This window comes from Serratia sp. 4542 (assembly GCF_016805595.1).
Classification (GTDB): Bacteria; Pseudomonadota; Gammaproteobacteria; order Enterobacterales; family Enterobacteriaceae; genus Serratia; species Serratia nevei.
The window spans coordinates 344,574-369,810 of record NZ_RXKV01000013.1 but is presented as its reverse complement, the minus strand read 5'-3'; the positions used below and the strand labels follow the sequence as shown (position 1 = coordinate 369,810).

Sequence of the window (25,237 nt, the reverse complement as noted above, 5' to 3'; positions counted from 1 at the left end):
CACGTTCCATCCATCACGACTACATCTGCGTTTAGAGGGTGCCATGACTCATTCCACCAGCGAGTTGAACATTCAGCAGGCCATCGACGACAGCAAGTTTTCGCTGTTTCACTGGACCCTGATCATTCTCGGATTCCTGATCCTCGCCATCGACGGTTTTGATACCGCCGCCATGGGCTATATCGCCCCCTCGGTCGCCAAAGACTGGGGCATCGTCAAACAGGATCTGGGGCCGGTGCTGAGCGCCGCGCTGCTGGGGCTGTCGCTCGGCGCGCTGATCGCCGGGCCAATCTCCGACCGCATCGGCCGCAAGCGCGTGCTGGTGTTTTCCTGCCTGTTCTTCGGCCTGTCGAGCCTGGCCACCGCCTACGCCGGCTCGCTCAATAGCCTGACGCTGTGGCGTTTCCTCACCGGCCTCGGGCTGGGAGCGGCGATGCCCAACGCCATCACGCTGATCTCCGAATACGCGCCGCAGCGCTGCCGTTCGCTGGCGATCAATACCATGTACTGCGGCTTTCCGCTGGGCGCGGCCGGCGGCGGTGCCATTTCATCGTGGCTGATCCCGAGCTACGGCTGGCACAGCGTGCTGTTGCTCGGCGCCATTGCGCCGCTGGCGTTGACGGTCTTGCTGATCCTGCTGCTGCCGGAATCGGTCAAATATATGGTCAACCGCGGGCAGGATGCGGCGAAGATCAAGCGCATCGCGCAACGCTTCGTCAGCCAGAGCCTTGACGGCGTGACGCGTTTTTATCTGTACGAAGAGAAGCTGACGCAGGCCAAGACCAGCGTCGGCCTGCTGTTCAGCCGCCCTTACCTGCTCGGCACGCTGATGCTGTGGGTGACCTACTTCATGGGGCTGGTGATCTACTACGTGTTGCTGAGCTGGATGCCAATCCTGATGCAGGGGCTGGGCTATCAGCTGGAACAGTCGGCGATGCTCACCTCACTGTTCACCTTCGGCGGCACGCTCGGCATCCTGGTAGCCGGCTGGCTGATGGATCGCTGGAATGCGCACAAGGTCGTCTCGAGCGGCTTTGTCGTCACCGCCCTGCTGATCGTGGCGATGGCGACCGAAGACAAGCAGATCGTATTGCTGGGCGCCTTCATCTTCCTGATGGGCGTCACCATGAACGGTGCGCAGTCCGGGCTGCAAACGCTGGCGGCCACCTTCTACCCCACCCACAGCCGCGCCACCGGCATCGCCTGGATGCAGGGCATCGGCCGCTTCGGCGGCGTCGCCGGCACCATGATGGGCGCCCAACTGCTGGCGATGCAGTGGGAAGTGCAGAGCATCCTGATGTTCCTGTGCGTTCCGGCGCTGATCGCCGCCATCGCCACGGTGTGCAAGATGAGCCGCAAGCCGATGTTGCAACCGGCCGCCTGAGCCTGGCAAGCCCGCCCACGGCGGGCTTTCTTCCCGCGGTGATAGGGCTTGTTTATCCTCCGCCGCCAACTGTAATCAGTCTGTAAAAATATTGTGACTAGCCGCCCAAAAATGAGTCATTTTTAATTCATTTTTGCCGAACAGCTCACTTTTCTCCGGCTTTTCGTACATGAAGCCGGCGATGAAAAATCGCATATCAACCTGATATAAAAAGAAAATAACTTTTTCTTATGCCACTTTTCAGCGGCAACTGGTCAGTGTTGCATATGCTTGTACATACAAGTATATGTTAATAAGCCCTACGCATTGTTATGCCGTGGTACTCATCCCCACCGCGGCATGGAATCTGCACCGATACTGTTTGAGGAAACTGCTGTGACTACAAATAACAAAGTTCGCAATGTCGATGTACGCGCGCCACGCGGCACACAATTAAACGCAAAAAGCTGGCTGACCGAAGCGCCGTTACGCATGCTGATGAACAACCTCGATCCTGAAGTTGCGGAGAACCCACACGAGCTGGTGGTGTACGGCGGCATCGGCCGCGCCGCACGCGACTGGGATTGCTACGACAAGATCGTCGAAACCCTGAAAACGCTGGAAGAAGACGAAACCCTGCTGGTGCAGTCCGGCAAGCCGGTCGGCGTCTTCAAAACCCACAGCAACGCCCCGCGCGTGCTGATCGCCAACTCCAACCTGGTGCCGCACTGGGCGACCTGGGAACACTTCAACGAACTGGACGCCAAAGGCCTGGCCATGTATGGCCAGATGACCGCCGGCAGCTGGATCTACATCGGCAGCCAGGGCATCGTTCAGGGCACCTATGAGACCTTCGTCGAAGCGGGCCGCCAGCATTACGACGGCAGCCTGCAGGGCCGCTGGGTACTGACCGCCGGCCTGGGCGGCATGGGCGGCGCGCAGCCGCTGGCCGCGACGCTGGCGGGCGCCTGCTCGCTGAACATCGAATGTCAGCAGAGCCGCATCGATTTCCGCCTGAAAACCCGCTACGTCGATGAGCAGGCCAACGATCTGGATGACGCGCTGGCTCGCATCAAAAAATACACCTCAGAAGGCAAAGCCATCTCCATCGCCCTGTGCGGCAACGCGGCGGAAATTCTACCGGAGCTGGTTCGCCGCGGCGTGCGCCCGGACATGGTCACCGATCAGACCAGCGCCCACGATCCACTGAACGGCTACCTGCCGAAGGGTTGGAGCTGGGAAGAGTATCGCCAGCGCGCCCAGACCGAGCCGGCTAAAGTGGTCGCCGCCGCCAAACAGTCGATGGCCGATCACGTCAAAGCCATGCTGGCGTTCCAGCAGATGGGCGTGCCGACCTTCGACTACGGCAACAACATTCGCCAGATGGCGAAAGAAACCGGCGTCGACAACGCCTTCGACTTCCCGGGCTTCGTGCCGGCCTACATCCGTCCGCTGTTCTGCCGCGGTATCGGGCCGTTCCGCTGGGCGGCGCTGTCCGGCGATCCGCAGGACATCTACAAAACCGACGCCATGGTGAAAGAGCTGATCCCGGATGACGAACACCTGCACCGCTGGCTGGACATGGCGCGCGAGCGCATCAGCTTCCAGGGTCTGCCGGCGCGCATCTGCTGGGTTGGCCTTGGCCAGCGCGCCAAGCTGGGCCTGGCGTTCAACGAGATGGTGCGCCGCGGCGAACTGTCCGCCCCGATCGTCATCGGCCGCGACCACCTGGATTCCGGCTCCGTTTCCAGCCCGAACCGTGAAACCGAAGCGATGAAAGACGGTTCCGATGCGGTTTCCGACTGGCCGTTGCTGAACGCCCTGCTGAACACCGCCAGCGGCGCCACCTGGGTTTCCCTGCACCACGGCGGCGGCGTCGGCATGGGCTTCTCCCAACACTCCGGCATGGTGATCGTCTGCGACGGCACCGACGAGGCCGCCGAGCGCATCGCCCGCGTCCTGCACAATGACCCGGCTACCGGGGTCATGCGTCACGCCGACGCCGGTTACGATATCGCTATCGACTGCGCCCGTGAGCAAGGCCTGAACCTGCCGATGGTTGCCGCGACCCAAGGAGAAAAAGCATGAAAGCGCTGACTATTCGCCCAGGCAAACTGACGCTGGCCCAGCTACGCGACGTCTATCAACACCCGGTGACGCTGACGCTGGACGACAACGCCTACGCGCCAATCCAGCAGAGCGTGGCCTGCGTGGAACGCATCGTTGAAGAAAACCGCACCACTTACGGCATCAACACCGGATTTGGCCTGCTGGCTTCGACGCGCATCGCCCGCGACGATCTGGAAAACCTGCAGCGTTCGATCGTGCTGTCACACGCCGCCGGCGTGGGCGAGCCGACCGATGACAACCTGGTGCGCCTGATCATGGTGCTGAAGATCAACAGCCTGTCGCGCGGCTTCTCCGGCATTCGTCTGGAAGTCATTCAGGCACTGATCGCGCTGGTCAACGCCGAAGTTTATCCACATATTCCGCTGAAAGGCTCCGTCGGCGCCTCCGGCGACCTGGCGCCGCTGGCGCACATGAGCCTGGTGCTGCTGGGCGAAGGCCAGGCGCGCCATCAGGGCCAATGGCTGCCGGCGACCGAAGCGCTGGCCAAAGCCGGCCTGAAACCGCTGACGCTGGCGGCGAAAGAGGGCCTGGCGCTGCTGAACGGCACCCAGGTCTCCGCCGCCTTCGCGCTGCGCGGCCTGTTCGATGCCGAAGATCTGTTCGCCGCCGCGACCGTGGCGGGCAGCCTGACGGTGGAAGCGGCGCTGGGCTCTCGCAGCCCGTTCGATGCGCGTATCCACGAGGTGCGCGGCCAGCGCGGCCAGATCGACGCCGCCCTCGCCTATCGCCACCTGCTCGGCGCGCGCAGCGAAGTCTCCGACTCGCACCGCAACTGTGAAAAAGTGCAGGATCCTTACTCCCTGCGCTGCCAGCCACAGGTAATGGGCGCCTGCCTGACGCAGATCCGCCAGGCCGCTGAGGTGCTGGAAATCGAAGCCAACGCCGTCTCCGATAACCCGCTGGTGTTCGCCGAACAGGGCGACGTGCTGTCCGGCGGCAACTTCCACGCCGAACCGGTAGCGATGGCCGCCGATAACCTGGCGCTGGCGTTTGCCGAAATCGGTTCGCTGTCCGAACGCCGCATCTCGCTGATGATGGACAAGCACATGTCGCAGCTGCCACCGTTCCTGGTGGAGAACGGCGGCGTGAACTCCGGCTTCATGATCGCCCAGGTGACCGCCGCGGCGCTGGCCAGCGAAAACAAAGCGCTGGCGCACCCGTCGAGCGTCGACAGCATTCCGACCTCCGCCAACCAGGAAGACCACGTTTCCATGGCGCCGGCCGCCGGCCGCCGCCTGTGGAGCATGGCGGACAACGTGCGCGGCATTCTGGCGGTCGAATGGCTGGCCGCCTGCCAGGGCCTGGATTTCCGCAACGGCCTGAAGACCTCGGAAGGTCTGGAGCAGGCGCGCCGTCTGCTGCGCGAGCATGTCAGTTTCTACGACAAGGATCGTTTCTTCGCCCCCGACATTGAAGCCGCCAGCCAACTCTTGGCGGCCGGTCACCTGACATCGCTGCTGCCTGCGGCGCTGCTGCCTAGCCAGGCATAATCATCACACTCTGAATCACGCAGTTTGTTCTGCCCCGCCGGGTGCGTTCCACCCGGCGCGGGCAGCGCGTGCCTGTTCGGCAAACACTTAACGGGAAGCAACATGCGTAACGAAACGACACAACTCAGACGCGGACTAAACGCGCGGCACATCCGTTTCATGGCTCTCGGCTCGGCGATCGGCACCGGCCTGTTCTACGGCTCCGCCGGCGCCATCCAGCTGGCCGGCCCGGCCGTGCTGCTGGCCTACCTGGTGGGCGGCGCGGCGGTGTTCATGGTAATGCGCGCGCTGGGTGAAATGGCGGTACATCAGCCGGTTTCCGGCTCGTTCGGCCACTACGCCAGCCACTATCTCGGCCCGCTGGCCGGGTTCCTCACCGGTTGGACCTACACCTTCGAAATGGTGATCGTCGCCCTGGCGGACGTCACCGCCTTCGGCATTTATATGGGGCTGTGGTTCCCGGAGGTCGCCCAGTGGGTCTGGGTACTCAGCATCATTCTGTTTATCGGCGCGCTCAACCTGTGCAGCGTCAAGGTATTCGGCGAGCTGGAGTTCTGGCTGTCGCTGGTCAAGGTCGCCGCCATCGTGGCGATGATCGTCGGCGGCGCGGCGGTGATGCTGTTCGGCTTCGGCCAAACCCAGCACGCCACCGGTATCAGTAACCTGTGGCAGCACGGCGGCTTTATGCCTAACGGCATCGGCGGCGTGGTCGCGTCATTGGCGGTGGTGATGTTCGCCTTCGGCGGCATCGAGATCATCGGCATTACCGCCAGCGAGGCGAAAGACCCCGCCAAAGTGCTGCCGAAAGCGATCAACGCCGTGCCGGTGCGCATCCTGCTGTTCTACGTGCTGACGCTGACGGTGCTGATGGCGATCTATCCGTGGAACAGCATCGGCCAGAACGGCAGCCCGTTCGTGGAGATCTTCAGCAACCTCGGCATCAGCTCCGCCGCCAACGTGCTGAACGTGGTGGTGATCACCGCCGCCATCTCGGCCATTAACAGCGACATCTTCGGCGCCGGCCGCATGATGTACGGCATGGCGCAGGACGGCCAGGCGCCGCGCAGCTTCACCAAACTGACCGCCAGCGGCGTGCCCTGGATGACGGTGCTGGTGATGTCGGTCGCTCTGCTGCTGGCGGTGGTGCTCAACTACCTGATCCCGGAGAAAGTCTTCATGATCATCGCCTCGATCGCCACCTTCGCCACCGTCTGGGTGTGGCTGATGATCCTGCTGTCGCAGATCGTCATGCGCCGCACGCTGTCGCCGGAGGAAACCCGTCAGCTGAGCTTCCCGGTGCCGTGGTGGCCAGTGGCGCCGGCATTGGCGACCGCCTTTATGGCATTTGTCATCGGCCTGCTCGGCTACTTCGAAGAGAGCCGCATCGCGCTGTACGTCGGGCTGGTGTGGATCGCTTTACTCACCGTGGCTTACTGGCTGTGGGTGCGCAAGAAAGGCGGCGGCTCGCCGGTGAGCGCGGCAACGCAGCAGATGTAACGCTCGCTTCTGATAAAACCCGCTGCGGCGGGTTTTTTATTGCGCTTTTGGCCAAACGCCGGCCATAAAAAAACCCGCCGCAGCGGGTTTTTATTTAACAACCGAATCGGTCGAACTTACTGGCCTTTAACTTCTTTCAGGCCGTTGAACGGCGCACGGTCACCCAGCGCTTCTTCGATACGGATCAGTTGGTTGTATTTGGCAACGCGGTCAGAACGGCTCATGGAACCGGTTTTGATCTGGCCAGCCGCAGTCCCTACCGCCAGGTCGGCGATGGTCGCGTCTTCGGTTTCACCGGAACGGTGAGAGATCACCGCGGTGTAGCCAGCGTCTTTCGCCATCTTGATAGCAGCCAGGGTTTCGGTCAGAGAACCGATCTGGTTGAATTTGATCAGGATGGAGTTAGCGATGCCTTTCTCGATGCCTTCTTTCAGGATCTTGGTGTTGGTCACGAACAGATCGTCGCCCACCAGCTGGATTTTGTCGCCCAGAACTTTGGTCTGGTAAGCGAAGCCCGCCCAGTCGGATTCATCCAGGCCGTCTTCGATAGACACGATTGGGTACTGTTTGGTCAGATCTTCCAGGAAGTGAGTGAACTCTTCGGAAGTGAAGGCTTTGTTGCCTTCGCCGGCCAGCACGTATTTACCGTCTTTGTAGAATTCGGAAGCCGCACAGTCCATCGCCAGAGTCACGTCTTTGCCCAGCTCGTAGCCTGCCGCTTTTACCGCTTCAGCGATAACCGCCAGCGCTTCGGCGTTGGAACCCAGGTTTGGTGCATAGCCGCCTTCGTCGCCCACGGCGGTGTTCATGCCTTTGGCTTTCAGAACTTTCGCCAGGTGGTGGAACACTTCAGAACCGATGCGCACCGCTTCTTTCAGGGTTTTCGCGCCAACCGGCTGAATCATGAATTCCTGAATGTCGACGTTGTTGTCAGCGTGCTCGCCGCCGTTGATGATGTTCATCATCGGCAGTGGCATGGAGAATTTGCCTGGGGTGCCGTTCAGTTCAGCGATGTGCTCGTACAGCGGCATGCCTTTAGAGGCTGCGGCCGCTTTCGCTGCTGCCAGGGAAACCGCCAGAATGGCGTTGGCGCCGAAGTTGGATTTGTTCTCGGTGCCGTCCAGATCGATCATGATCTTGTCGATGTTCGCCTGGTCTTTGGCATCTTTACCCAGTACTGCCTGAGCAATCGGACCGTTTACTGCAGCAACGGCTTTCAGTACGCCTTTACCCAGGAAACGAGACTTGTCACCGTCACGCAGTTCCAGCGCTTCGCGGGAACCGGTAGAAGCACCTGACGGCGCAGCAGCCAGGCCTACGAAACCGCCTTCCAGATGAACTTCGGCTTCAACAGTCGGGTTACCGCGGGAGTCGATGATTTCACGACCGATGACTTTAACGATTTTGGACATTAGGTTTTCCTCAGTACAAGTTAAACTAAAACTCCAGACAAACAGCGCGCGGTTCTCACCGCGCGCCGCCTACCAAATATTTTATTTCACCTGGCGCTTCTGATGCTCGCCTGCGGCTTTCACGAAGCCGGCGAACAGCGGATGCCCATCACGCGGCGTAGACGTAAATTCCGGGTGGAACTGACAGGCTACAAACCACGGGTGATTCGGCAGTTCAATGATCTCGACCAGCTTGTTGTCGGCGGAACGACCGGCGACACGCAGCCCTGCGGCTTCGATCTGCTTCAACAGCATGTTGTTAACTTCGTAACGGTGACGGTGACGCTCGACAATGGTCGGTTCGCCGTACAGCTGACGCACCAGGCTGTTGTCGCTCAGGTTGCACTGTTGGCCACCTACGCGCATCGTGCCGCCCAAATCGCTTTCTTCGCTGCGCACTTCGACGTTGCCGTCTTCGTCGCGCCATTCGGTGATCAACGCCACCACCGGGTACTTACAGTCTGGCATAAACTCGGTGGAGTTGGCGTTTTCCATGCCCGCCACGTTGCGAGCGAACTCCATCAACGCCACCTGCATGCCCAGGCAAATGCCCAGGTAAGGAATGTTGTTCTCGCGCGCATAGCGTGCGGTCATCACTTTGCCTTCCACGCCGCGGTAGCCGAAGCCGCCCGGGATCAGGATCGCATCCAGCCCTTTCAGCACTTCCACGCCGCGGGTTTCCACGTCCTGCGAGTCGATCAGTTTGATGTTCACGGTCAGACGGTTTTTCAGCCCGCCGTGCTTCAGCGCTTCGATCACCGACTTGTAGGCGTCCGGCAGCTCAACGTATTTGCCGACCATACCGATGGTCACTTCGCCGCCCGGATTGGCTTCTTCGTAGATCACCTGTTCCCATTCGGCCAGGTTGGCTTCCGGTGCGTTCAAGCTGAATCGTTTACAAATATAATCGTCCAGCCCCTGAGATTTCAATAGGCCTGGGATTTTATAAATAGAATCAACGTCTTTCAGAGAGATAACCGCTTTTTCCGGCACGTTGCAGAAAAGCGCGATTTTAGCGCGTTCGTTAGCAGGAACCGCGCGATCGGAACGGCAAATCAGCACATCCGGCTGAATACCGATGGAAAGCAGCTCTTTTACGGAATGCTGGGTCGGCTTGGTTTTCACTTCACCAGCTGCCGCCATGTACGGCACCAGCGTCAGGTGCATGTACAGAGTGTGCTCGCGGCCCACTTCCACCGCCATCTGACGGATGGCTTCGAGGAACGGCAGCGATTCGATATCGCCGACGGTGCCGCCGATTTCCACCAGCACCACATCGTGGCCTTCGCCACCTTCGATGATGCGCTCTTTGATCGCGTTGGTGATGTGCGGAATGACCTGCACGGTCGCACCCAGATAGTCGCCGCGGCGTTCTTTACGCAGCACGTCGGAGTAGATGCGGCCGGTGGTGAAGTTGTTGCGACGCGACATTTTGGTGCGGATGAAGCGCTCGTAGTGACCCAAATCCAGATCGGTTTCTGCGCCGTCTTCGGTGACGAAAACTTCCCCATGCTGAATCGGGCTCATGGTGCCCGGATCCACGTTGATGTACGGGTCCAGTTTCATGATGGTAACGTTGAGGCCACGGGCTTCAAGAATAGCCGCCAGAGAGGCTGCGGCAATGCCTTTACCCAGAGAGGATACGACCCCGCCGGTCACAAAAATATAATTAGTTGTCATGCTGAACCTGAGAGTTTAGGTTTAAAGACGATGGAAGAACCAGGACGGGAAAGTAGTATACCCGAACCTCTCCTGACCTACAAACGATCGTTTTGCTGTCCATCATCTCGGCCGCCCTCCCGTGTTCATCAGGGTTTACTCCGCCGGCGCCGCCTAAACCCTCCAGGTAAAACAAAGAGTTAGCAGAGAAAATTTCTTTTTACCGCCCCTCAGGAGCGATAAAACGCCTTAGATTTCAGTTTGTTGCCCTTTTGCTGCCGCCGGCAGCCATGCGCCTCTAACCTGACCGAAAGCTTAACCGTTTCAGCTTGAGCGAACCTTGTCGGCGATCAACATTGTCGCGGCGATTCAACTTTCCTGACGTTTCACCTGCTGCCAGGCCTCTTCCATCTGCTCCAGCGTGGCGTCTTCAAGCCGCAGCCCGCTTTGCTGGACAATCTCTTCCACCTGGCGGAAGCGGCGCTCGAACTTGCGGTTCGCCGCCTGCAGCGCGTTCTCCGCCTTGTGGCCTAAATGGCGCGACAGGTTCACCGTGGCGAACAGCAGATCGCCGATCTCCTCTTCCAGCTTGCTCTCGTCGACCACCGCCTGGCGGGCTTCGTGCATCACTTCGTCGATCTCTTCGTACACTTTGTCCAGCACCGGGCCCAGGGTATTCCAGTCGAAGCCGACCGAGGCGCAGCGTTTCTGGATCTTGTGCGCTTTCATCAACGCCGGCAGCGCCTGCGGAATATCGTCCAGCACCGAGTGCAGCGCTTTCTCGGCGCGCTCACCGGCCTTCAGCTGCTCCCAGCGCGCCGCCACGGCTTCGCTGTCTCCGCCCTCGGCGTCGCCGAAGATGTGCGGGTGACGGCGCTCCAGCTTGTCGCTGATGGCGGTGCACACCTCATCGAAATCGAACAGCCCCTGCTCCTGCCCCATTTGCGCGTAGAACACCACCTGAAACAGCAAATCACCCAGCTCGTCGCGCAGATCGGCGTAGTCCTGCCGCTCGATGGCGTCCAGCACTTCGTAAGTCTCTTCCAACGTATAAGGCGCAATGGTGGCGAAGGTTTGCTTGCGGTCCCACGAGCAACCGATCTGCGGGTCGCGCAGCGTTTTCATGATGTTCAGCAGACGCTGCAGCGGAGTGGATTGGGTCATAAAAAATCTCTGAGAAAGCATGGGGGCGCAGGGGAGCGCCCGCCGAATTCATGGATTTCGGGCCGCATCCGCTATCGATACGGCCCGAAAGGCGATGTGGGCTTAGTTGCCGTGCAGACGCTTGGCGTCTATCACGTCCGGCAGCTGGTTCAGCTTCGCCAGCACCCGGCTCAGCACCTGCTGGTTGTAGATTTCGATATCCATGTCGATGGTGGCCAACTGCTTCTTGGTGTCGCTGCGGCTGGCGACGCCCAGTACGTTGACCTTTTCGTTGGCCAGAATGGTGGTAATGTCGCGCAGCAGCCCGCTGCGATCGTTGGCCATCACGCGCACCACCAGCGAATAACCGCTGGAGTAGCTTTCACCCCATACCGCGTCGACGATGCGCTCCGGCGCGTGCGATTGCAGATCGACCAGCTGATCGCAGTCCGCACGGTGGATCGAAATACCGCGCCCCTGGGTGATAAAGCCGACGATGTCGTCGCCCGGGATCGGCTGGCAGCAGCGGGCGATGTGGTGCATCAGGTTGCCCACGCCCTCCACCACCACCCGGCCATTGTCCTTGTTGCGGGCCGGCGGCGGCGCTTTCTGCTGCACCAGCTGGCGCAGCGCCTCGCGATCCTGCTCTTCGGCGCTCGGCTTGTTGAACTTGCCCTGCAGGTAATTCACCATCTGGTTCAGGCGAATGTCCCCACCGCCGATCGCCGCCAACACCTCGTCCAGCGAGTTCATGTTGTAGCGCGGGATCAACAGCTTCTCGGCCTCTTTCAGGCTGATGCCGAGATGCTCCAGTTCGTTGTCCAGCATCTGACGACCGGCGAGGATGTTCTTGTCGCGATCCTGCTTGCGGAACCAGTTATGGATCTTCGAGCGCCCGCGGCTGGTGGTGACATAGCCCAGGTTCGGGTTCAGCCAGTCGCGGCTCGGGTTCGGCTGCTTCTGGGTGATGATCTCAATCTGATCGCCCATCTTCAGCTGATAGGTAAACGGCACGATGCGGCCGCCGATCTTGGCGCCGATACAGCGGTGACCGACGTCGCTGTGAATGTGGTAAGCGAAATCGAGCGGCGTGGAGCCGGCCGGCAGATCCACCACGTCGCCTTTCGGCGTAAACACATAGACCCGATCGTCGAACACCTGGCTGCGCACTTCGTCGAGCATCTCGCCGGAGTCCGCCATCTCTTCCTGCCAGGCGATGAGCTTACGCAGCCAGGCGATGCGTTCTTCGTAGCCGGAGCGCACGGTCACGCCCGCGCCCTCTTTGTACTTCCAGTGCGCGGCCACGCCCAGCTCGGCGTCTTCATGCATTTGCCGGGTGCGGATCTGAATCTCGACGGTTTTGCCGCGCGGCCCCAGCACCACGGTGTGGATCGACTGGTAGCCGTTGGGTTTCGGGTTGGCGACGTAGTCGTCGAACTCGTCCGGCAGATGGCGGAAATGAGTATGCACGATGCCCAACGCCGCATAGCAATCCTGCAGGCGCTCCGCCACGATGCGCACCGCGCGCACGTCGAACAGTTCGTCGAACGCCAGGTGCTTTTTCTGCATCTTGCGCCAGATGCTGTAGATGTGTTTCGGCCGGCCGTAGATCTCCACCCGAATGCCTTCGCTGGCCATCTCGGTACGCAGCCCGGCGACGAAATCGTCGATGAACTGTTCGCGATCGATGCGGCGCTCATGCAACAGCTTGGCGATGCGCTTGTATTCTTCCGGATGCAGGTAGCGGAAGCAGAAATCCTCCAGCTCCCACTTCAGTTGGCCGATGCCGAGCCGGTTGGCCAGCGGGGCGTAGATGTTGGAACATTCCTTCGCCGCCAGCACGCGTTCGTCTTCCGGCGCGTCTTTCACCTCGCGCAGATGGGCGATGCGCTCCGCCAGCTTGATGACCACACAGCGGAAATCCTCCACCATCGCCAACAGCATGCGGCGCACGTTGTCGACCTGTTCGGAGGCCATCGAATCGTTTTGGGTGGCTTTCAGTTGGCGAATGGCGTCCATGTCGCGCACGCCGTGCACCAGCGCGACGATGCCCTTGCCGAACGCTTCGGTCAGGGTCTCTTCCTGCACGATGCCGGCGTCCACCAGCGGGAACAGCAGCGCGGCGCGCATGCTGTCGTTGTCCATGCTCAGCGTCGAGAGGATTTCCACCATCTCCAGACCGCGCCACAGCAGCAGCGAGGCGTCGGGATGGTTCTGGGTCTGCTGCTCACAATAACGCCAGGTTGCGGCCAATCGCTCACATGACTGCGGGTTAGGTAGCCCCAAGCCAGCGATCCACTCATCGAGAGCGAATTCACCCGCCGTATTCAGATGTGCACTTCTTACCGCAACCATAACTTCTCCCTACTTTGCAGCGACCTCTGGCGCGCGCTCGTTGATAAACAGCGCCATTGATTCAAGATGCCCCGTGTGCGGAAACATATCCAACATCCGCACGCGCGCAAGACGATAACCGGCGCTCAACAGCACTTTGCTGTCGCGAGCCAGCGTGGTGGGGTTACAGGAAACATACACCACCCGCGCCGGCGCCAGTTTTACAATGTGTGACATCACCCCGGCCGCACCGGCACGGGCGGGATCCAGCATCACCTTATCAAACCCTTGTGCTGCCCAAGGTTGCCGCGCAACGTCGTCCTCCAGATTCTCGTGGAAGAACGATGCATTATTCAGCTTATTCTTATGTGCATTATATTGCCCATTCGCTACCAGCGTGGCAACACCTTCGATGCCCACCACCGCAGCGGCGCGGCGCGCCAACGGCAGGGTGAAGTTACCCATGCCGCAGAACAGGTCCAGCACCCGATCATTGGGTTGAATATCGAGCCATTCAAGGGCCTGTGCCACCATTTGTTGGTTTACAGCGTCATTGACCTGAATAAAGTCGCGCGGACTGAAGTCTAAGCGTAGCCCGTCAACCTGATAATACGGCGTGTCACCGCACAGTTTCTCCACGCGATCGCTGTCCGGCGCCAGATAGACGGCGACGTTTTCCCGCTCGCCAAACGCCAACAGCGCCTGCCGATCCGCCTCTTTCAGCGCGTCGAGATGGCGCAGCACCAGCAGCGGGCCGTTGTCCGCCAGCACCAGCTCCACATGCCCCAGCCGCCGTACCGCCTGCAGCCCGCTCAGGCAGGCGCGCACCGGCGCCAGCAGCTGTTCCAGCTCCGGCCGCAGCACCGGACAGTGCTCCACCGCCACCAGCTCGTTGGAGGCCGCCTGTCGAAAACCCATCATCAGGCGCTGCAACTTCGGCTGCCATGCCAGGCTCAGGCGAGCGCGGCGGCGATAGCCGTATTCCGGGCCGGCGATCACCGGTTCCTGCTGCGGGGTCACCCCGGTTTCGCGGGCGATCATGCGCACCAGCGCCGCCGCCTTGCTCTGCTGCTGCAGCGCTTCATCCGCATGCTGCTGCTGGCAGCCGCCGCAGACGCCGAAATGCGGGCAGCGCGGCGTCACCCGCTGCGGGCTACGGCTCAGCAAGCGTTTGAGCTTGCCTTTGGCGAACTGGCGCTTGTCTTCGGTCAGCTGGATTTCCGCCTGCTCGCCCGGCAATACGCCCGGCACGAACACCGCTTTGCCGTCGTGGCGCGCCACGCCCTGGCCGAAAGGATCGAGATCGCTCACCGTCACGGTGAAGATTTGTGAGCTCTGCCGGGTCGTCACGCGGCGTTTGGGAGAGTAGAATTGCGCCATATTTGTCGATTGTGTGCTGGTTCATTAAGCTAGTGTCAGCTGTCAATTCTCCCACATTGGAATCCCATGACCAAATACAGCCTGCGTGCGCGCATGATGATCCTGATTCTGGCCCCGACCTTGCTGATTGGTTTGCTGCTCAGCACCTTCTTCGTGGTGCACCGCTATAACGAGCTGCAGGAGCAATTGGTCGACGCCGGCGCCAGCATCATCGAGCCGCTGGCGGTGGCCAGCGAGTACGGCATGACGTTCCGCAGCCGCGAATCGGTCAGGCAGCTGGTCAGTCTGTTGCACCGCCGCCATTCGGACATCGTGCGTTCGATCACCGTGTTCGATGCGCAGAATAATTTGTTCGTCACCTCCAATTATCATCACAACTTCGCTCAGCTGCAGCTGCCGAAAGGCGTGCCGTTGCCCACCGAGCTGATGCTCACCCGACGCGGCGATTCGCTGATCCTGCGCACGCCGATCCTGTCGGAAAGCCAGTATCCGGATGAAACCGCCGACGGCGGCAGCCACCCCGACAACAACCTGGGCTATGTGGCGATCGAGCTGGATCTGCAGTCAGTGCGGCTGCAGCAATATAAAGAGGTCTTCGTCTCCACCCTGCTGCTGTTGCTGTGCATGTGCATCGCCATCCTGTTCGCTTACCGCCTGATGCGCGACGTGACCGGCCCGATCCGCAACATGGTGAACACCGTCGACCGCATTCGCCGTGGCCAGCTCGACAGCCGCGTGGAGGGCTACATGCTCGGCGAGCTGCACATGCTGAAGAATGGCATCAACTCGATGGCGATGTCGCTCACCGCCTATCACGAAGAGATGCAGCAGAACATCGATCAGGCCACCTCCGACCTGCGTGAAACCCTGGAGCAGATGGAGATCCAGAACGTCGAGCTGGATCTGGCGAAAAAACGCGCGCAGGAGGCGGCGCGCATCAAGTCCGAATTCCTGGCCAACATGTCGCACGAGCTGCGTACACCGCTCAACGGCGTGATCGGCTTCACCCGCCAGATGCTGAAAACCGATCTGAGCGCGACCCAGACCGATTATTTGCAGACCATCGAACGCTCGGCCAACAACCTGCTGACCATCATCAACGACGTGCTGGACTTCTCCAAGCTGGAAGCCGGCAAGCTGGTGCTGGAGCATATTCCTTTCGCCCTGCGTGAAACGCTGGACGAAGTGGTAGTGTTGCTGGCACCCAGCGCCCACGACAAGGGGCTGGAGCTGACGCTGGATGTGCACAACGACGTGCCGGAGCAGGTGATCGGCGACTCGCTGCGCCTACAGCAAATCATCACCAACCTGCTGGGCAACGCCATCAAGTTCACCGAAACCGGCAATATCGACATTCGCGTCGAGCTGCGCAAACAGCTGGATCGCCGGGTGGAGGTGGAAGTGCAGATCCACGACACCGGCATCGGCATCTCCGAACGCCAGCAGTCGCAGCTGTTCCAGGCGTTCCGTCAGGCGGACGCCAGCATCTCCCGCCGCCACGGCGGTACCGGGCTGGGGCTGGTGATCACGCAAAAACTGGTGAAAGAAATGGGGGGCGATATCTGTTTCCACAGCCAGTTGAACCGCGGCTCGACCTTCTGGTTCCACATCACGCTGGATCTGAACGAGGGCATGCTGTCGCTGGCGCCGAGCCTGCCGGACCTGAGCGGCAAAACGCTCGCCTATATCGAGTCCAACCCGACGGCGGCGCAGGCGACGCTCAACATGCTCAGCATCACGCAGCTGGTGATCACCCACTCGCCGACGCTGGGCCAGTTGCCGCCAGGCCACTATGACTTCCTGCTGGCCGGCGTGCCCATCCCGTTCCGCGACAACATGGCGCAGCACGAGGACAAATTGCTGGCCTCGCTGAAGCTGGCCGATCGGGTGATTCTGGCGCTGCCGTGCCAGGCGCAGATCGACGCCGAGCTGCTTAAACAACAAGGCGCGCTCGGCTGTCTGATCAAGCCGATCACCAGCACCCGACTGTTCCCTCTGCTCCGGATGGAAGCGCCGGCACGCCTCACCGCGCAGCCTGAGCGTAAACGCCTGCCGCTGACGGTGATGGCGGTTGACGACAACCCGGCCAACCTGAAGCTGATCGGCACGCTGCTGGGGGAACAGGTAGAAAAAACCCTGCTGTGCGAGAGCGGTGAGGAAGCGCTGGCGCTAGCGCGCGACAACGTGCTGGATTTGATCCTGATGGACATTCAGATGCCGAAGATGGACGGCATTCACGCCAGCGAACTGATCCGCCAGCTGCCGCATCACAACTCCACGCCGATCGTCGCCGTTACCGCCCATGCCGCCAGCGGCGAGCGCGAGCACCTGCTGCAGGCCGGGATGGACGACTATCTGGCCAAACCGATCGACGAGAAAATGCTGACCCGCGTGCTGTCGCGCTACCACAGCGGCGACGTGGAAAACGCCATCGCCGACGACGCTCCGCTGTCGCTCGACTGGCCGCTGGCGCTGCGTCAGGCGGCCAACAAACCGGATCTGGCGCGCGATCTGCTGCAAATGCTGCTCGATTTCCTGCCGCAGGTGCGCGAACGGGTACAGGCGCTGCTCGACGGCCAGCATGACGACGAGATCCTCGATCTGGTCCATAAGCTGCACGGCAGCTGCAGCTACAGCGGCGTGCCGCGCCTCAAGCAGCTGTGTTTCTACCTCGAGCGGCAGCTGCGTCAGGGCATCACCAACGACGAACTGGAGCCGGAGTGGCTGGAGCTGTTGGATGAGATTGAACTGGTGATCCACGCGGCGCGCGCGCATCTGGCGCAACCCGCCTGAATCCTCAGGCCATAACGCAAAAAGGCACGCCGCAGCGTGCCTTTGTTTTTAACGCCTGACGCCTATCACTGCGCCAGCAGGTACAGCTGGCTCTCGCCGCGCTGAATATTCAACGCCAGCACCGACGGCTTGCTGTCGAGGATTTTACGCAGCTCACCCAGGTTCTGGATCGGCTGCTGGTTCACGCCCAGGATCACGTCGCCCTTTTTCAGGCCGATGCGCGCCGCGGCGCTGCCGGCTTTCACGCTGTCAACCTTGACGCCCTTCACGTTGCCGACCTGGGTATTGCTCAGCTCGGCGCCTTCAATACCGGTGTAGATATTGCCCGAGGCCACCTGGGTCTGCGCGCTTTGCTCCAGCGTGACGTCAATCGTCACCGGCTTGCCGTCGCGAATAATGCCCAGCGACATCTTGCTGCCGACCGGCAGCGTGCCGATCTCCGCCCGGAACGAGGCGAAGCTGGAGATGGCCTTGCCGTTCATGGTGACGATCACGTCGCCGGCCTTGATGCCCGCCTTCGCCGCGGAAGACTTCGGCATCACCTGGCTGACGAAGGCCCCGCGCTGCGCATCGACCTTCATTGCCTTGGCCAGCTCAGAGTTCAGCTCGGTACCCATGATGCCCAGCTCGCCGCGTTTCACCTGACCATATTCGACCATTTGCGCCGTCAGGTTTTTCACCATGTTGCTCGGAATGGCGAAGCCGATACCGATGTTACCGCCGTCCGGCGCCAGGATCGCGGTGTTGATGCCGATCAGCTCGCCGTTGAGATTAACCAGCGCCCCCCCGGAGTTACCGCGGTTGATCGCCGCATCGGTCTGGATAAAGTTTTCGTAGTTTTCGATGTTCAGGCCGCTGCGCCCCAGGGCGGATACGATGCCCGAGGTGGCGGTTTCACCCAGCCCGTACGGGTTGCCGATCGCCACGGTGTAATCGCCGACGCGCAGCTGATCGGAATCCGCCATCTTGATCGCCGTCAGATTCTTGAAGTCTTTCAGCTGGATCAGCGCAATATCGGAACGCGGATCCTTGCCGATCACCTTGGCGTCGAAACGGCGGCCGTCGCTCAGCTGCACCTGGATCTTGTTGGCGTTGTCCACCACGTGGTTATTGGTCACCACGTAGCCCTTAGCGGCATCGATGACCACCCCGGCGCCCAGCGCCTGGAATTTCTGCTGCGTGCCCTGCGGCTGGCCATCCGGCCCAGGCTGTTCGCCGCCCTGGCACATCGGCGAGCCCTGGAACGGCGAGCCGTCTTGGCAGAACGGTGAATCTTCGCCGAAGAACTGTTGGAACTGCTGCGGCATGCGCGGCGTATTGACCGTGGTGCTGCCCTCAACGTTAATGCTCACCACGGAAGGCATTACCTTTTCCAGCATCGGCGCCAGGCTCGGCAGCTGTTGTGTGCTGGAAGAGGCGGTTTCAGCGGCGCTGGCCGTGACCGGGCCCATCGCCATACCGATACTGAATGCCAGTGCGCTCAGAACTAATGCGGTTTTTTTCATCTGTGTGTCTCTTATAAAGTCGTTCAAAAAGAATGGCTGTCTTGCGTGCTTATTCAGAGTTAATTAATAGCCCGAAGTTCCGGCACAGATGATTGGCAATAGTAAACAAATATTGTCCGTCTTTACAAAACTCGAGACAGCCAACCGATTGGAATTGCTAAAATTATTCTTCAGCGTAATTATTCCGCCGCCATCAATCGACGATATTCGTCATAGGCGTAAAGGTCGGTCATTCCGCTGATATAGTCCTGCAATAAACGCGCGCGGAAATAATATTCCCGAATGGCTTGCTGCTCCGGCGATAAATGCTGCAGCCCCTCTACCGCCTCCGCATACGCCAGCCGATGCTTGGTGGACAGCTTGTGGAACAGGCGCGTTTCGATCGGGTAAGCGCGATGGCTGTCCTCGCGCACCAGCTGGCTGAAGTCCGCCAGCGACATCGCCAACAGCGGGCTGTAAATGTCCAGCAGGCCGCTGATCACCCGGTAGCCTTGCAGCTCGAGTTGCTCGACCTCCGGGTGGTTGAACACGTGCTTGAACGCCACATTTTTAAATATTTTCAGCAGCCGGTACGCCGGGCTGGAGTCCTCCAGCAACGCCTGATTGAAACTGCCCTGATAGACCGCATCCAGATTGTCGATAAAGCGCTGCGCCGCGTGCGGCACCAGACGCGCCACGGTAAACACCCGCAGATACATGAAGAACTGATCTTCCGCGCTGCGCCGCGCGCCGCCGCGATCGATCTTGCGAAACGCGCTGGCGACGGTCTTGTCGAACAGATCGCCCGGCACCACCTCGCCCCACTCCTGAATCAGGTGCTGATACAGCTGCTCGACGGTGAAAATGCTCTTCTCCACCGCGTCTTCCAGATCGGCCACGCAGTACGAGATATCGTCGGCGGCCTCCATAATATAGGTCAGCGGGAAACGATCGAACTCGCCCATGTGCAGCTCGCGCCGCAGCCGATCGACGAAGGCCTCTTCCGCCAGATAGTAGCCGGGCTTTTTCATCAGGTAACTGTGGCTGGCGGGGATGTCGCTCGCCCAGTAGGCCGGGCGGGTGTATTTCAAAATGCAGCCGACCTGCGCGTAGGTCAGGTTGAGCTTGAGCAGGCTGTACACCATGCGGATCGCTTGGGCATTGCCCTCGAAGTGGCTGAGATCCTGACGGATCCGGCTGCGCAGCCGGTTCAGATCGCTCTCCCCCTCATGCAGGCGCAGCGTCGCCACCTGGCAGCGATCGTGGCTGCCCGGCTCGCTGCCGCAGCTGGCGGGATCGAGCCGTTGGGCAAACCAGTCGTTGATCGCCGACTCGCCGAAGTGACCGAACGGCGGATTGCCGATGTCGTGCATCAGGCAGGCCATTTCCACGATGCTTTCAAACGGATCGAGCAGCCGGGTCAGGCCGAGCTCATCAATTCTCCCCGCCTGTTTGAAGCGGTTGAGGATCTCTTTGGCGATGTGGCGCCCAACCTGCTGCACCTCCATCGAGTGCGTCAGGCGGCTGCGCACCGCCGCGTTGCGCTCCAGCGGAAACACCTGGGTTTTTTGCTGCAGACGGCGAATGGCGGCCGAGTTGACGATGCGCCCGCGATCGCTCTCGAATTGCCGCACGATGTCGTACTCTTCCTCGGCCTCGATCGGTTTGCTGAAAGGCCGTTGGAAGCTGATTTTTTGCTTGAAGTCGATCCCGGACATCTGTTTCTCCGCCGTTGCGCCCTGCCCCCGTGATAACAATTCCCGGCAGCGGATGCAACGCATTATCTCTCATACACAGCCATGATAGACTATGCCGCAATTCTCACGGCCAATCAGCGAGTGTTATTTATGAAAGTAGGCATCATCGGCGCAATGGAGCAGGAAGTCACCCTGCTGCGCGATCAAATCGAAAACCGTCAAACCATCCAGCGTGCGGGCTGCGAAATCTACACCGGCCAGATCGGCGGCGTTGACGTGGCTCTGCTGAAATCCGGCATCGGTAAAGTCTCGGCGGCCATGGGCACCACCCTGCTGCTGGAACACTGCAGCCCGGATCTGGTGATCAACACCGGTTCCGCCGGCGGCCTGGCCAGCACCCTGCGCGTGGGCGATATCGTGGTGTCGGAAGAAGTGCGCTACCACGACGCCGACGTCACCGCCTTCGGCTACGAGCCGGGCCAGATGGCCGGCTGCCCGGCGGCGTTCGTCGCCGACGACGCGCTGATCGCGCTGGCGGAAAGCTGCATCAAACAGCTGGATCTGCACGCGGTGCGCGGCCTGATCTGCAGCGGTGACGCCTTCATCAACGGCGCCGAGCCGCTGGCGCGCATTCGCGCCACCTTCCCGCGCGTCGCCGCCGTGGAAATGGAAGCCGCAGCGATCGCCCACGTCTGCCATCTGTTCGGCACGCCGTTCGTGGTGGTGCGCGCCATTTCCGACGTCGCCGACAGCGAATCGCACATGAGCTTTGACGAGTTCCTGGTGGTAGCGGCCAAGCAGTCTACGCTGATGGTCAACGCCATGCTGCAAACCCTGGCCAAGCGCGGTTGATGTGAGGCTGCGCTTCACCTCGATGCTCTGTCTGTTGGCGCTCTGGCTGGCCATGCCGGCCGGCGCCGCTCAGCGGGTGATCAGCCTGGCGCCCAACGCGACCGAACTCGCCTATGCCGCCGGCATGGGCGATGTGCTGGTGGCGGCGAGCGCCTATTCCGATTATCCGCCGCAGGCCGCCAAGCTGGAGCAGGTAGCCTCCTGGCAGGGCATCAATCTGGAGCGGGTGCTGGCGCTCAAGCCGGACCTGATCCTCGCCTGGCGCGGCGGCAATCCGCAGCGCGTGCTGGATCAGCTCGCCGCGTTCGGCATCCCGATTTTCTATGCGGACGCCGACACCCTCGAAGGGATCGCCGGTTTGCTGGACCAGCTGGCGCAATACAGCCCGCACCCGGAGCAGGCGCATCAGGCGGCGGAGGGCCTTCGCCGCCAGTTCGCCGCTCTCAAACAACAGTATGCCGCTAACCCATCGCGGCGCGTGCTGCTGCAGTTCGGCACCCAGCCACTGTTCACCAGCGCCGGCGCCACATTGCAAAGCCAGGTGCTGGCGCTGTGCGGCGGGCAGAACGTCTTCGCCGACAGCCGCACCCCTTGGCCGCAGATCAGCCGCGAGCAGGTGTTGGCGCGCCAGCCGCAGGCCATCGTCATCACCGGGGGCGCGAAAGAAGCCGCCAGTGTGAAAGCCTTCTGGGCCCCGCAGCTGCAGGTGCCGGTGATCGCGCTGAACGAAGACTGGTTCAACCGCGGCGGGCCGCGCATTGCGTTGGCGGCGCAGCAGCTGTGCCGCCAGCTGGCGGAGATCCGCTGATGCTGGTGTTCTGGTTGGATATTCTCGGCACCGCGGTGTTCGCCGTCTCCGGCGTGCTGTTGGCCGGCAAGCTGCGCATGGATCCGTTCGGCGTGCTGGTCTTGGGTGTGGTCACCGCGGTCGGCGGCGGCACCATCCGCGACATGGCGCTGGCCAACGGCCCGGTGTTCTGGGTCAAGGATCCCACCGATTTGGTGGTGGCGATGATCACCTGCGTCTTGACGCTGCTGCTGGTGCGCCAGCCGCGCCGGCTGCCGAAGTGGGTGCTGCCGGTGCTGGACGCCGTCGGGCTGGCGGTGTTCGTCGGCATCGGCGTCAACAAGGCCTTCGCAGCCGGCACCGGCCCGCTGGTGGCAATCTGCATGGGGGTGATCACCGGCGTCGGCGGCGGCATTATCCGCGACGTGCTGGCGCGCGAGATCCCGATGATCCTGCGCACCGAAATTTACGCCACCGCCTGCATCATCGGCGGCATCGTGCACGCCACGGCGTTTTACACCTTCCACATGCCGCTGCAACAGGCCATGATGCTGGGCATGATCATCACCCTGGCCATTCGCCTCGCAGCCATCCGCTGGCACCTCAAACTGCCCGCCTTTATTCTCGAACGCTGAGCCGTCGCCCTGCGGGGCGACGCTTTGCAACGCCGCACCTGGTGATTTATTAGACTATTAACGGGGTTGATGGTATTATTTTCGACCGAAAAATAGCGTAGTGACGATGTAAAATTCTGTTATCCGCAGGTTAATTCCTTTCCCGCGCTGTTAAAACTTTTTAACTTTTTGCCGATAAGTCATCACAAGATGGCTTACGGATGACTATTCCCGCAATGATGAAAAAAATTCTGCTTGCCTGCTGTGGCACCCTGCTGAGTGGCGCCGCGTATGCCGATGCCGTCAGCGGCCAGATCGGCGTAACCCTGACCATTGAACCGCAATGCACCGTGCGCCTCGAGGCCGCCGCCCCACAGGCCGAATGCAGCCACGCAACGGCGCAGCCGAACATCATCCACAGCCCACCGGCACAGGAGAATGGTGCAGAAGTGATCCTCGTGGAATGGTAGGCATAAAAAAAACCCGCCGGCCGGAAGGCGAGCGGGTTGCTATTCTGCAGGCAAACTCAGATGCTGAACGACGAACCGCAACCGCAGGTGGTTTTGGCATTCGGGTTGGTCACCACGAAGCGCGACCCTTCCAGCCCTTCGGTGTAGTCCACCGAGCCGCCGACCAGATACTGCAGGCTCATCGGATCGACCACCAGCGCCACGCCCTGCTTCTCGATGGTCATGTCGCCATCGTTGACCTTGTCGTCAAAAGTGAAGCCGTACTGGAATCCGCTGCAGCCGCCGCCGGTAATGTAAACCCGCAACTTCAGGTTCGGATTTTCTTCGTCAGCAATCAGGAACTTAACCTTGCTTGCTGCTGCCTCGGTAAATTGCAGGGGCAGTGCCGTTTGATCACTCATACTCTTTACTCCCAACATTGTTCAGCATCAGATCGCGACTATGGCTGCCTGATTAATATTAACGATTATCCGATACCTGAGTGTTGCGTTCAAGTATTCACCGCATTTGTTGTATTTTCCTTACCTGTTTTCTCCGCCGCTTCCCGCGCCAGCTGCGCCTCCTGCCTTTGCAGCGTGCGGGCCAGGATCGACGAATACAGCGGCTTGCCGCCGAGCAGTTGCGCCACCACCGTGGCGCCGAGGCAGGTGATGATCATCGGTAAAATGAGTTGGTAGTTGTCGGTCATTTCCAGTACCAGCACGATGCCGGTCAGCGGGGCGCGCACCGTAGCGGCGAACAGCGCCCCCATGCCGGCGATGGCGAAGGTGCCCGCCTCGATGCCGTACTGCGGGAACAGATGCGCCCCCGCCAGCCCAAAGGCGGTGCCGAACAGCGTGCCCAACGCCAGCATCGGCGCAAAGATGCCGCCCGGCGCGCCGGAGCCGAAGCACAGCAGCGTAGTGAAGATGCGGGTAATAAAGATGAACATCAACATGCCGACGCTGTAATTGCCCGCCGCGGCGATCGGGATCAACCCAAAGCCGCCGCCCGCCGCCTCCGGCTGGATCAGCCCCAGAATGCCGCACACGCCGCCGAGCAGCCCGCCCATCAGCAAGATATTGCACATTCTGCCGCCGTGCAGGCGCGCAAACATGTCTTGAGTGCGGAAAATCAGCGCGTTGAACCCCACGCCCACCGCACCGAATATCGCCCCCAGCACCAGATAGAGCCACAGGGTATTGATGGGCGCCGAAGAAAGTTTGTCGACCGCGATCACCGATCCCTGGCCGTTAAACAGCTGGAATACCACGCTCGACATGATCACGCCGATAAACACCGCTTTAATCGAGATCAGGTTGTAGCGGAACTGCGGCCGCATCTCTTCGATGATGAACAAGATGCCGGCCAGCGGCGCGTTGAACGCGGCGGACAACCCGGCGGCGGCCCCGGTCGCCAGCAGCGTATGACGCGCCTCGGCGCCGCGAATGCGCAGCACGTCCAATACCATGCGCCCGACGTTGCCGCCCATTTGCACCGTGGGGCCTTCGCGGCCCAGCACCATGCCCGCCCCCAGCGTGCCCATGCCGCCGATGAATTTCACCGGGATCACGCGCCACCAGCGCACCGGCCGCAGCTCCTCCAGCGCGCCTTCGATCTCCGGAATGCCCGAGCCGCCCGCCTCAGGCGCAAAGCGCCGCACCAGGTAATAGCCCAGCGCCGCCAGCGCGGCGGACAGGATAAACGCCAGCGGCCACACCAGGAGCCAGGAGTCGGCGACCTGCGCCAGCGAAGCCAGCCGCTGCTGCTGCACCCACTCCACCGCCTTATCGAAGGCCACGCCGAGCAAACCGGCCAGCGTCCCCACCAGCGCGGCCATCACCAGGATCGCCACCGGGGTCTTATCGCGGCGAATAAACTGACGCACCGCATCGCTGCGGCTAAGACGCGGGCTCAACGTCCCGACTGGCTGTGATTGTGATTCCGTCATCGCGAGTAATTCGTCAGGTAATTTGTAATACAAATAGGCAAGGCGGTTATTCTACCCCAACCCGGTGGCGGGCGCTGCCGTTAATGGTATCTGACTGTGATCGTTTCATAACGCGGCGCTCTCCTCTAGAATAGCGCGGTCAAATCATTCAAAAGAGAATCCA

General features: G+C 61.1%; 18 protein-coding genes. 9 read left to right on the top strand and 9 right to left on the bottom strand.

What is annotated here, in order from left to right; genetic code table 11:
- The first annotated feature begins 43 nt into the window (after nt 1-43).
- The 4 genes from EKL15_RS21010 (at nt 44) to EKL15_RS20995 (ending at nt 6,480) form a co-directional block, all read left to right on the top strand.
- Nucleotides 44-1,384, top strand: a complete 1,341-nt coding sequence (locus EKL15_RS21010) for an aromatic acid/H+ symport family MFS transporter (RefSeq protein WP_015376678.1) — start codon at nt 44-46, stop codon at nt 1,382-1,384.
- Between the two features lie 375 nt (nt 1,385-1,759).
- On the top strand, nt 1,760-3,451 hold the full coding sequence (hutU, locus tag EKL15_RS21005) for a urocanate hydratase (protein WP_041033306.1): 1,692 nt from the start codon (nt 1,760-1,762) through the stop codon (nt 3,449-3,451).
- The gene (gene hutH / locus EKL15_RS21000) at nt 3,448-4,983 is read left to right on the top strand and encodes a histidine ammonia-lyase (RefSeq protein WP_019455102.1); all 1,536 of its coding nucleotides are present in this window, start codon (nt 3,448-3,450) and stop codon (nt 4,981-4,983) included. The genes hutU and hutH overlap by 4 nt, the downstream gene beginning before the upstream one ends.
- Nucleotides 4,984-5,085: 102 nt before the next feature.
- On the top strand, nt 5,086-6,480 hold the full coding sequence (locus tag EKL15_RS20995; protein WP_060422516.1) for an amino acid permease: 1,395 nt from the start codon (nt 5,086-5,088) through the stop codon (nt 6,478-6,480).
- A 116-nt stretch (nt 6,481-6,596) separates the two neighbouring features.
- Here EKL15_RS20995 and eno read toward each other — a convergent pair whose 3' ends face one another.
- From eno to rlmD, 5 genes are all read right to left on the bottom strand, one after another.
- Nucleotides 6,597-7,892 (bottom strand): phosphopyruvate hydratase, encoded by a 1,296-nt coding sequence (gene eno, locus EKL15_RS20990; protein WP_038873548.1) that lies wholly within the window; start codon nt 7,890-7,892, stop codon nt 6,597-6,599.
- Between the two features lie 81 nt (nt 7,893-7,973).
- Entirely contained in the window at nt 7,974-9,611 is a 1,638-nt protein-coding gene (gene pyrG / locus EKL15_RS20985; protein WP_004932674.1) for a glutamine hydrolyzing CTP synthase, read from the bottom strand.
- Between the two features lie 348 nt (nt 9,612-9,959).
- A complete protein-coding gene (gene mazG, locus EKL15_RS20980; protein WP_033649234.1) occupies nt 9,960-10,754 on the bottom strand; it encodes a nucleoside triphosphate pyrophosphohydrolase in 795 nt (264 codons plus the stop codon).
- A 102-nt stretch (nt 10,755-10,856) separates the two neighbouring features.
- The gene (gene relA, locus EKL15_RS20975) at nt 10,857-13,088 is read right to left on the bottom strand and encodes a GTP diphosphokinase (protein WP_038873545.1); all 2,232 of its coding nucleotides are present in this window, start codon (nt 13,086-13,088) and stop codon (nt 10,857-10,859) included.
- A 9-nt stretch (nt 13,089-13,097) separates the two neighbouring features.
- Nucleotides 13,098-14,447: a 23S rRNA (uracil(1939)-C(5))-methyltransferase RlmD gene (gene rlmD / locus EKL15_RS20970; RefSeq protein WP_060706237.1), complete on the bottom strand. Its 1,350-nt coding sequence runs from the start codon at nt 14,445-14,447 to the stop codon at nt 13,098-13,100.
- A gap of 66 nt (nt 14,448-14,513) precedes the next feature.
- Between rlmD and barA the strand changes: the two genes are divergently transcribed.
- The gene (gene barA / locus EKL15_RS20965; protein WP_038873538.1) at nt 14,514-17,240 is read left to right on the top strand and encodes a two-component sensor histidine kinase BarA; all 2,727 of its coding nucleotides are present in this window, start codon (nt 14,514-14,516) and stop codon (nt 17,238-17,240) included.
- Between the two features lie 65 nt (nt 17,241-17,305).
- Here the strand turns inward: barA and degP are convergent, their stop codons facing one another.
- Nucleotides 17,306-18,745 carry a serine endoprotease DegP gene (gene degP, locus EKL15_RS20960; protein ID WP_033637134.1) on the bottom strand — a complete coding sequence of 480 codons (1,440 nt, stop codon included), beginning with the start codon at nt 18,743-18,745 and terminating at the stop codon, nt 17,306-17,308.
- A gap of 179 nt (nt 18,746-18,924) precedes the next feature.
- Nucleotides 18,925-20,442, bottom strand: coding sequence for a dGTPase (gene dgt / locus EKL15_RS20955; RefSeq protein ID WP_025301593.1), 1,518 nt, complete (start codon nt 20,440-20,442; stop codon nt 18,925-18,927).
- Between the two features lie 129 nt (nt 20,443-20,571).
- Here dgt and mtnN point away from each other — a divergent pair, with 129 nt between their 5' ends.
- From mtnN to EKL15_RS20935, 4 genes are all read left to right on the top strand, one after another.
- Complete coding sequence (mtnN, locus tag EKL15_RS20950) at nt 20,572-21,273, top strand: 5'-methylthioadenosine/S-adenosylhomocysteine nucleosidase (protein WP_049200308.1); 702 nt, start codon at nt 20,572-20,574, stop codon at nt 21,271-21,273.
- Nucleotides 21,274-21,295: 22 nt separating this feature from the next.
- On the top strand, nt 21,296-22,081 hold the full coding sequence (gene btuF, locus EKL15_RS20945; RefSeq protein WP_064290783.1) for a vitamin B12 ABC transporter substrate-binding protein BtuF: 786 nt from the start codon (nt 21,296-21,298) through the stop codon (nt 22,079-22,081).
- Nucleotides 22,081-22,695, top strand: a complete 615-nt coding sequence (locus EKL15_RS20940) for a TRIC cation channel family protein (protein ID WP_038873529.1) — start codon at nt 22,081-22,083, stop codon at nt 22,693-22,695. Before btuF ends, EKL15_RS20940 begins: the two co-directional genes overlap by 1 nt.
- A gap of 200 nt (nt 22,696-22,895) precedes the next feature.
- Nucleotides 22,896-23,144, top strand: a complete 249-nt coding sequence (locus tag EKL15_RS20935; RefSeq protein WP_157800476.1) for a hypothetical protein — start codon at nt 22,896-22,898, stop codon at nt 23,142-23,144.
- Nucleotides 23,145-23,200: 56 nt separating this feature from the next.
- Here the strand turns inward: EKL15_RS20935 and erpA are convergent, their stop codons facing one another.
- Nucleotides 23,201-23,545, bottom strand: coding sequence for an iron-sulfur cluster insertion protein ErpA (erpA, locus tag EKL15_RS20930; protein ID WP_033649222.1), 345 nt, complete (start codon nt 23,543-23,545; stop codon nt 23,201-23,203).
- Nucleotides 23,546-23,634: 89 nt separating this feature from the next.
- Nucleotides 23,635-25,074, bottom strand: coding sequence for a H(+)/Cl(-) exchange transporter ClcA (gene clcA / locus EKL15_RS20925; RefSeq protein WP_100396058.1), 1,440 nt, complete (start codon nt 25,072-25,074; stop codon nt 23,635-23,637).
- Nucleotides 25,075-25,237 lie beyond the last annotated feature (163 nt).

Excerpts from the sequence above, each read along its gene's own strand:
- EKL15_RS20995 (WP_060422516.1), top strand. The coding sequence starts at position 5,086 with ATGCGTAACGAAACGACACAACTCAGACGCGGACTAAACGCGCGGCAC.
- EKL15_RS20935 (WP_157800476.1), top strand. The coding sequence starts at position 22,896 with ATGACTATTCCCGCAATGATGAAAAAAATTCTGCTTGCCTGCTGTGGC.
- EKL15_RS21010 (WP_015376678.1), top strand. The coding sequence starts at position 44 with ATGACTCATTCCACCAGCGAGTTGAACATTCAGCAGGCCATCGACGAC.
- mazG (WP_033649234.1), bottom strand. The coding sequence starts at position 10,754 with ATGACCCAATCCACTCCGCTGCAGCGTCTGCTGAACATCATGAAAACG.
- hutH (WP_019455102.1), top strand. The coding sequence starts at position 3,448 with ATGAAAGCGCTGACTATTCGCCCAGGCAAACTGACGCTGGCCCAGCTA.
- rlmD (WP_060706237.1), bottom strand. The coding sequence starts at position 14,447 with ATGGCGCAATTCTACTCTCCCAAACGCCGCGTGACGACCCGGCAGAGC.
- btuF (WP_064290783.1), top strand. The coding sequence starts at position 21,296 with ATGCTCTGTCTGTTGGCGCTCTGGCTGGCCATGCCGGCCGGCGCCGCT.
- EKL15_RS20940 (WP_038873529.1), top strand. The coding sequence starts at position 22,081 with ATGCTGGTGTTCTGGTTGGATATTCTCGGCACCGCGGTGTTCGCCGTC.
- eno (WP_038873548.1), bottom strand. The coding sequence starts at position 7,892 with ATGTCCAAAATCGTTAAAGTCATCGGTCGTGAAATCATCGACTCCCGC.
- pyrG (WP_004932674.1), bottom strand. The coding sequence starts at position 9,611 with ATGACAACTAATTATATTTTTGTGACCGGCGGGGTCGTATCCTCTCTG.
- dgt (WP_025301593.1), bottom strand. The coding sequence starts at position 20,442 with ATGTCCGGGATCGACTTCAAGCAAAAAATCAGCTTCCAACGGCCTTTC.
- mtnN (WP_049200308.1), top strand. The coding sequence starts at position 20,572 with ATGAAAGTAGGCATCATCGGCGCAATGGAGCAGGAAGTCACCCTGCTG.
- relA (WP_038873545.1), bottom strand. The coding sequence starts at position 13,088 with ATGGTTGCGGTAAGAAGTGCACATCTGAATACGGCGGGTGAATTCGCT.
- degP (WP_033637134.1), bottom strand. The coding sequence starts at position 18,745 with ATGAAAAAAACCGCATTAGTTCTGAGCGCACTGGCATTCAGTATCGGT.
- erpA (WP_033649222.1), bottom strand. The coding sequence starts at position 23,545 with ATGAGTGATCAAACGGCACTGCCCCTGCAATTTACCGAGGCAGCAGCA.
- clcA (WP_100396058.1), bottom strand. The coding sequence starts at position 25,074 with ATGACGGAATCACAATCACAGCCAGTCGGGACGTTGAGCCCGCGTCTT.
- barA (WP_038873538.1), top strand. The coding sequence starts at position 14,514 with ATGACCAAATACAGCCTGCGTGCGCGCATGATGATCCTGATTCTGGCC.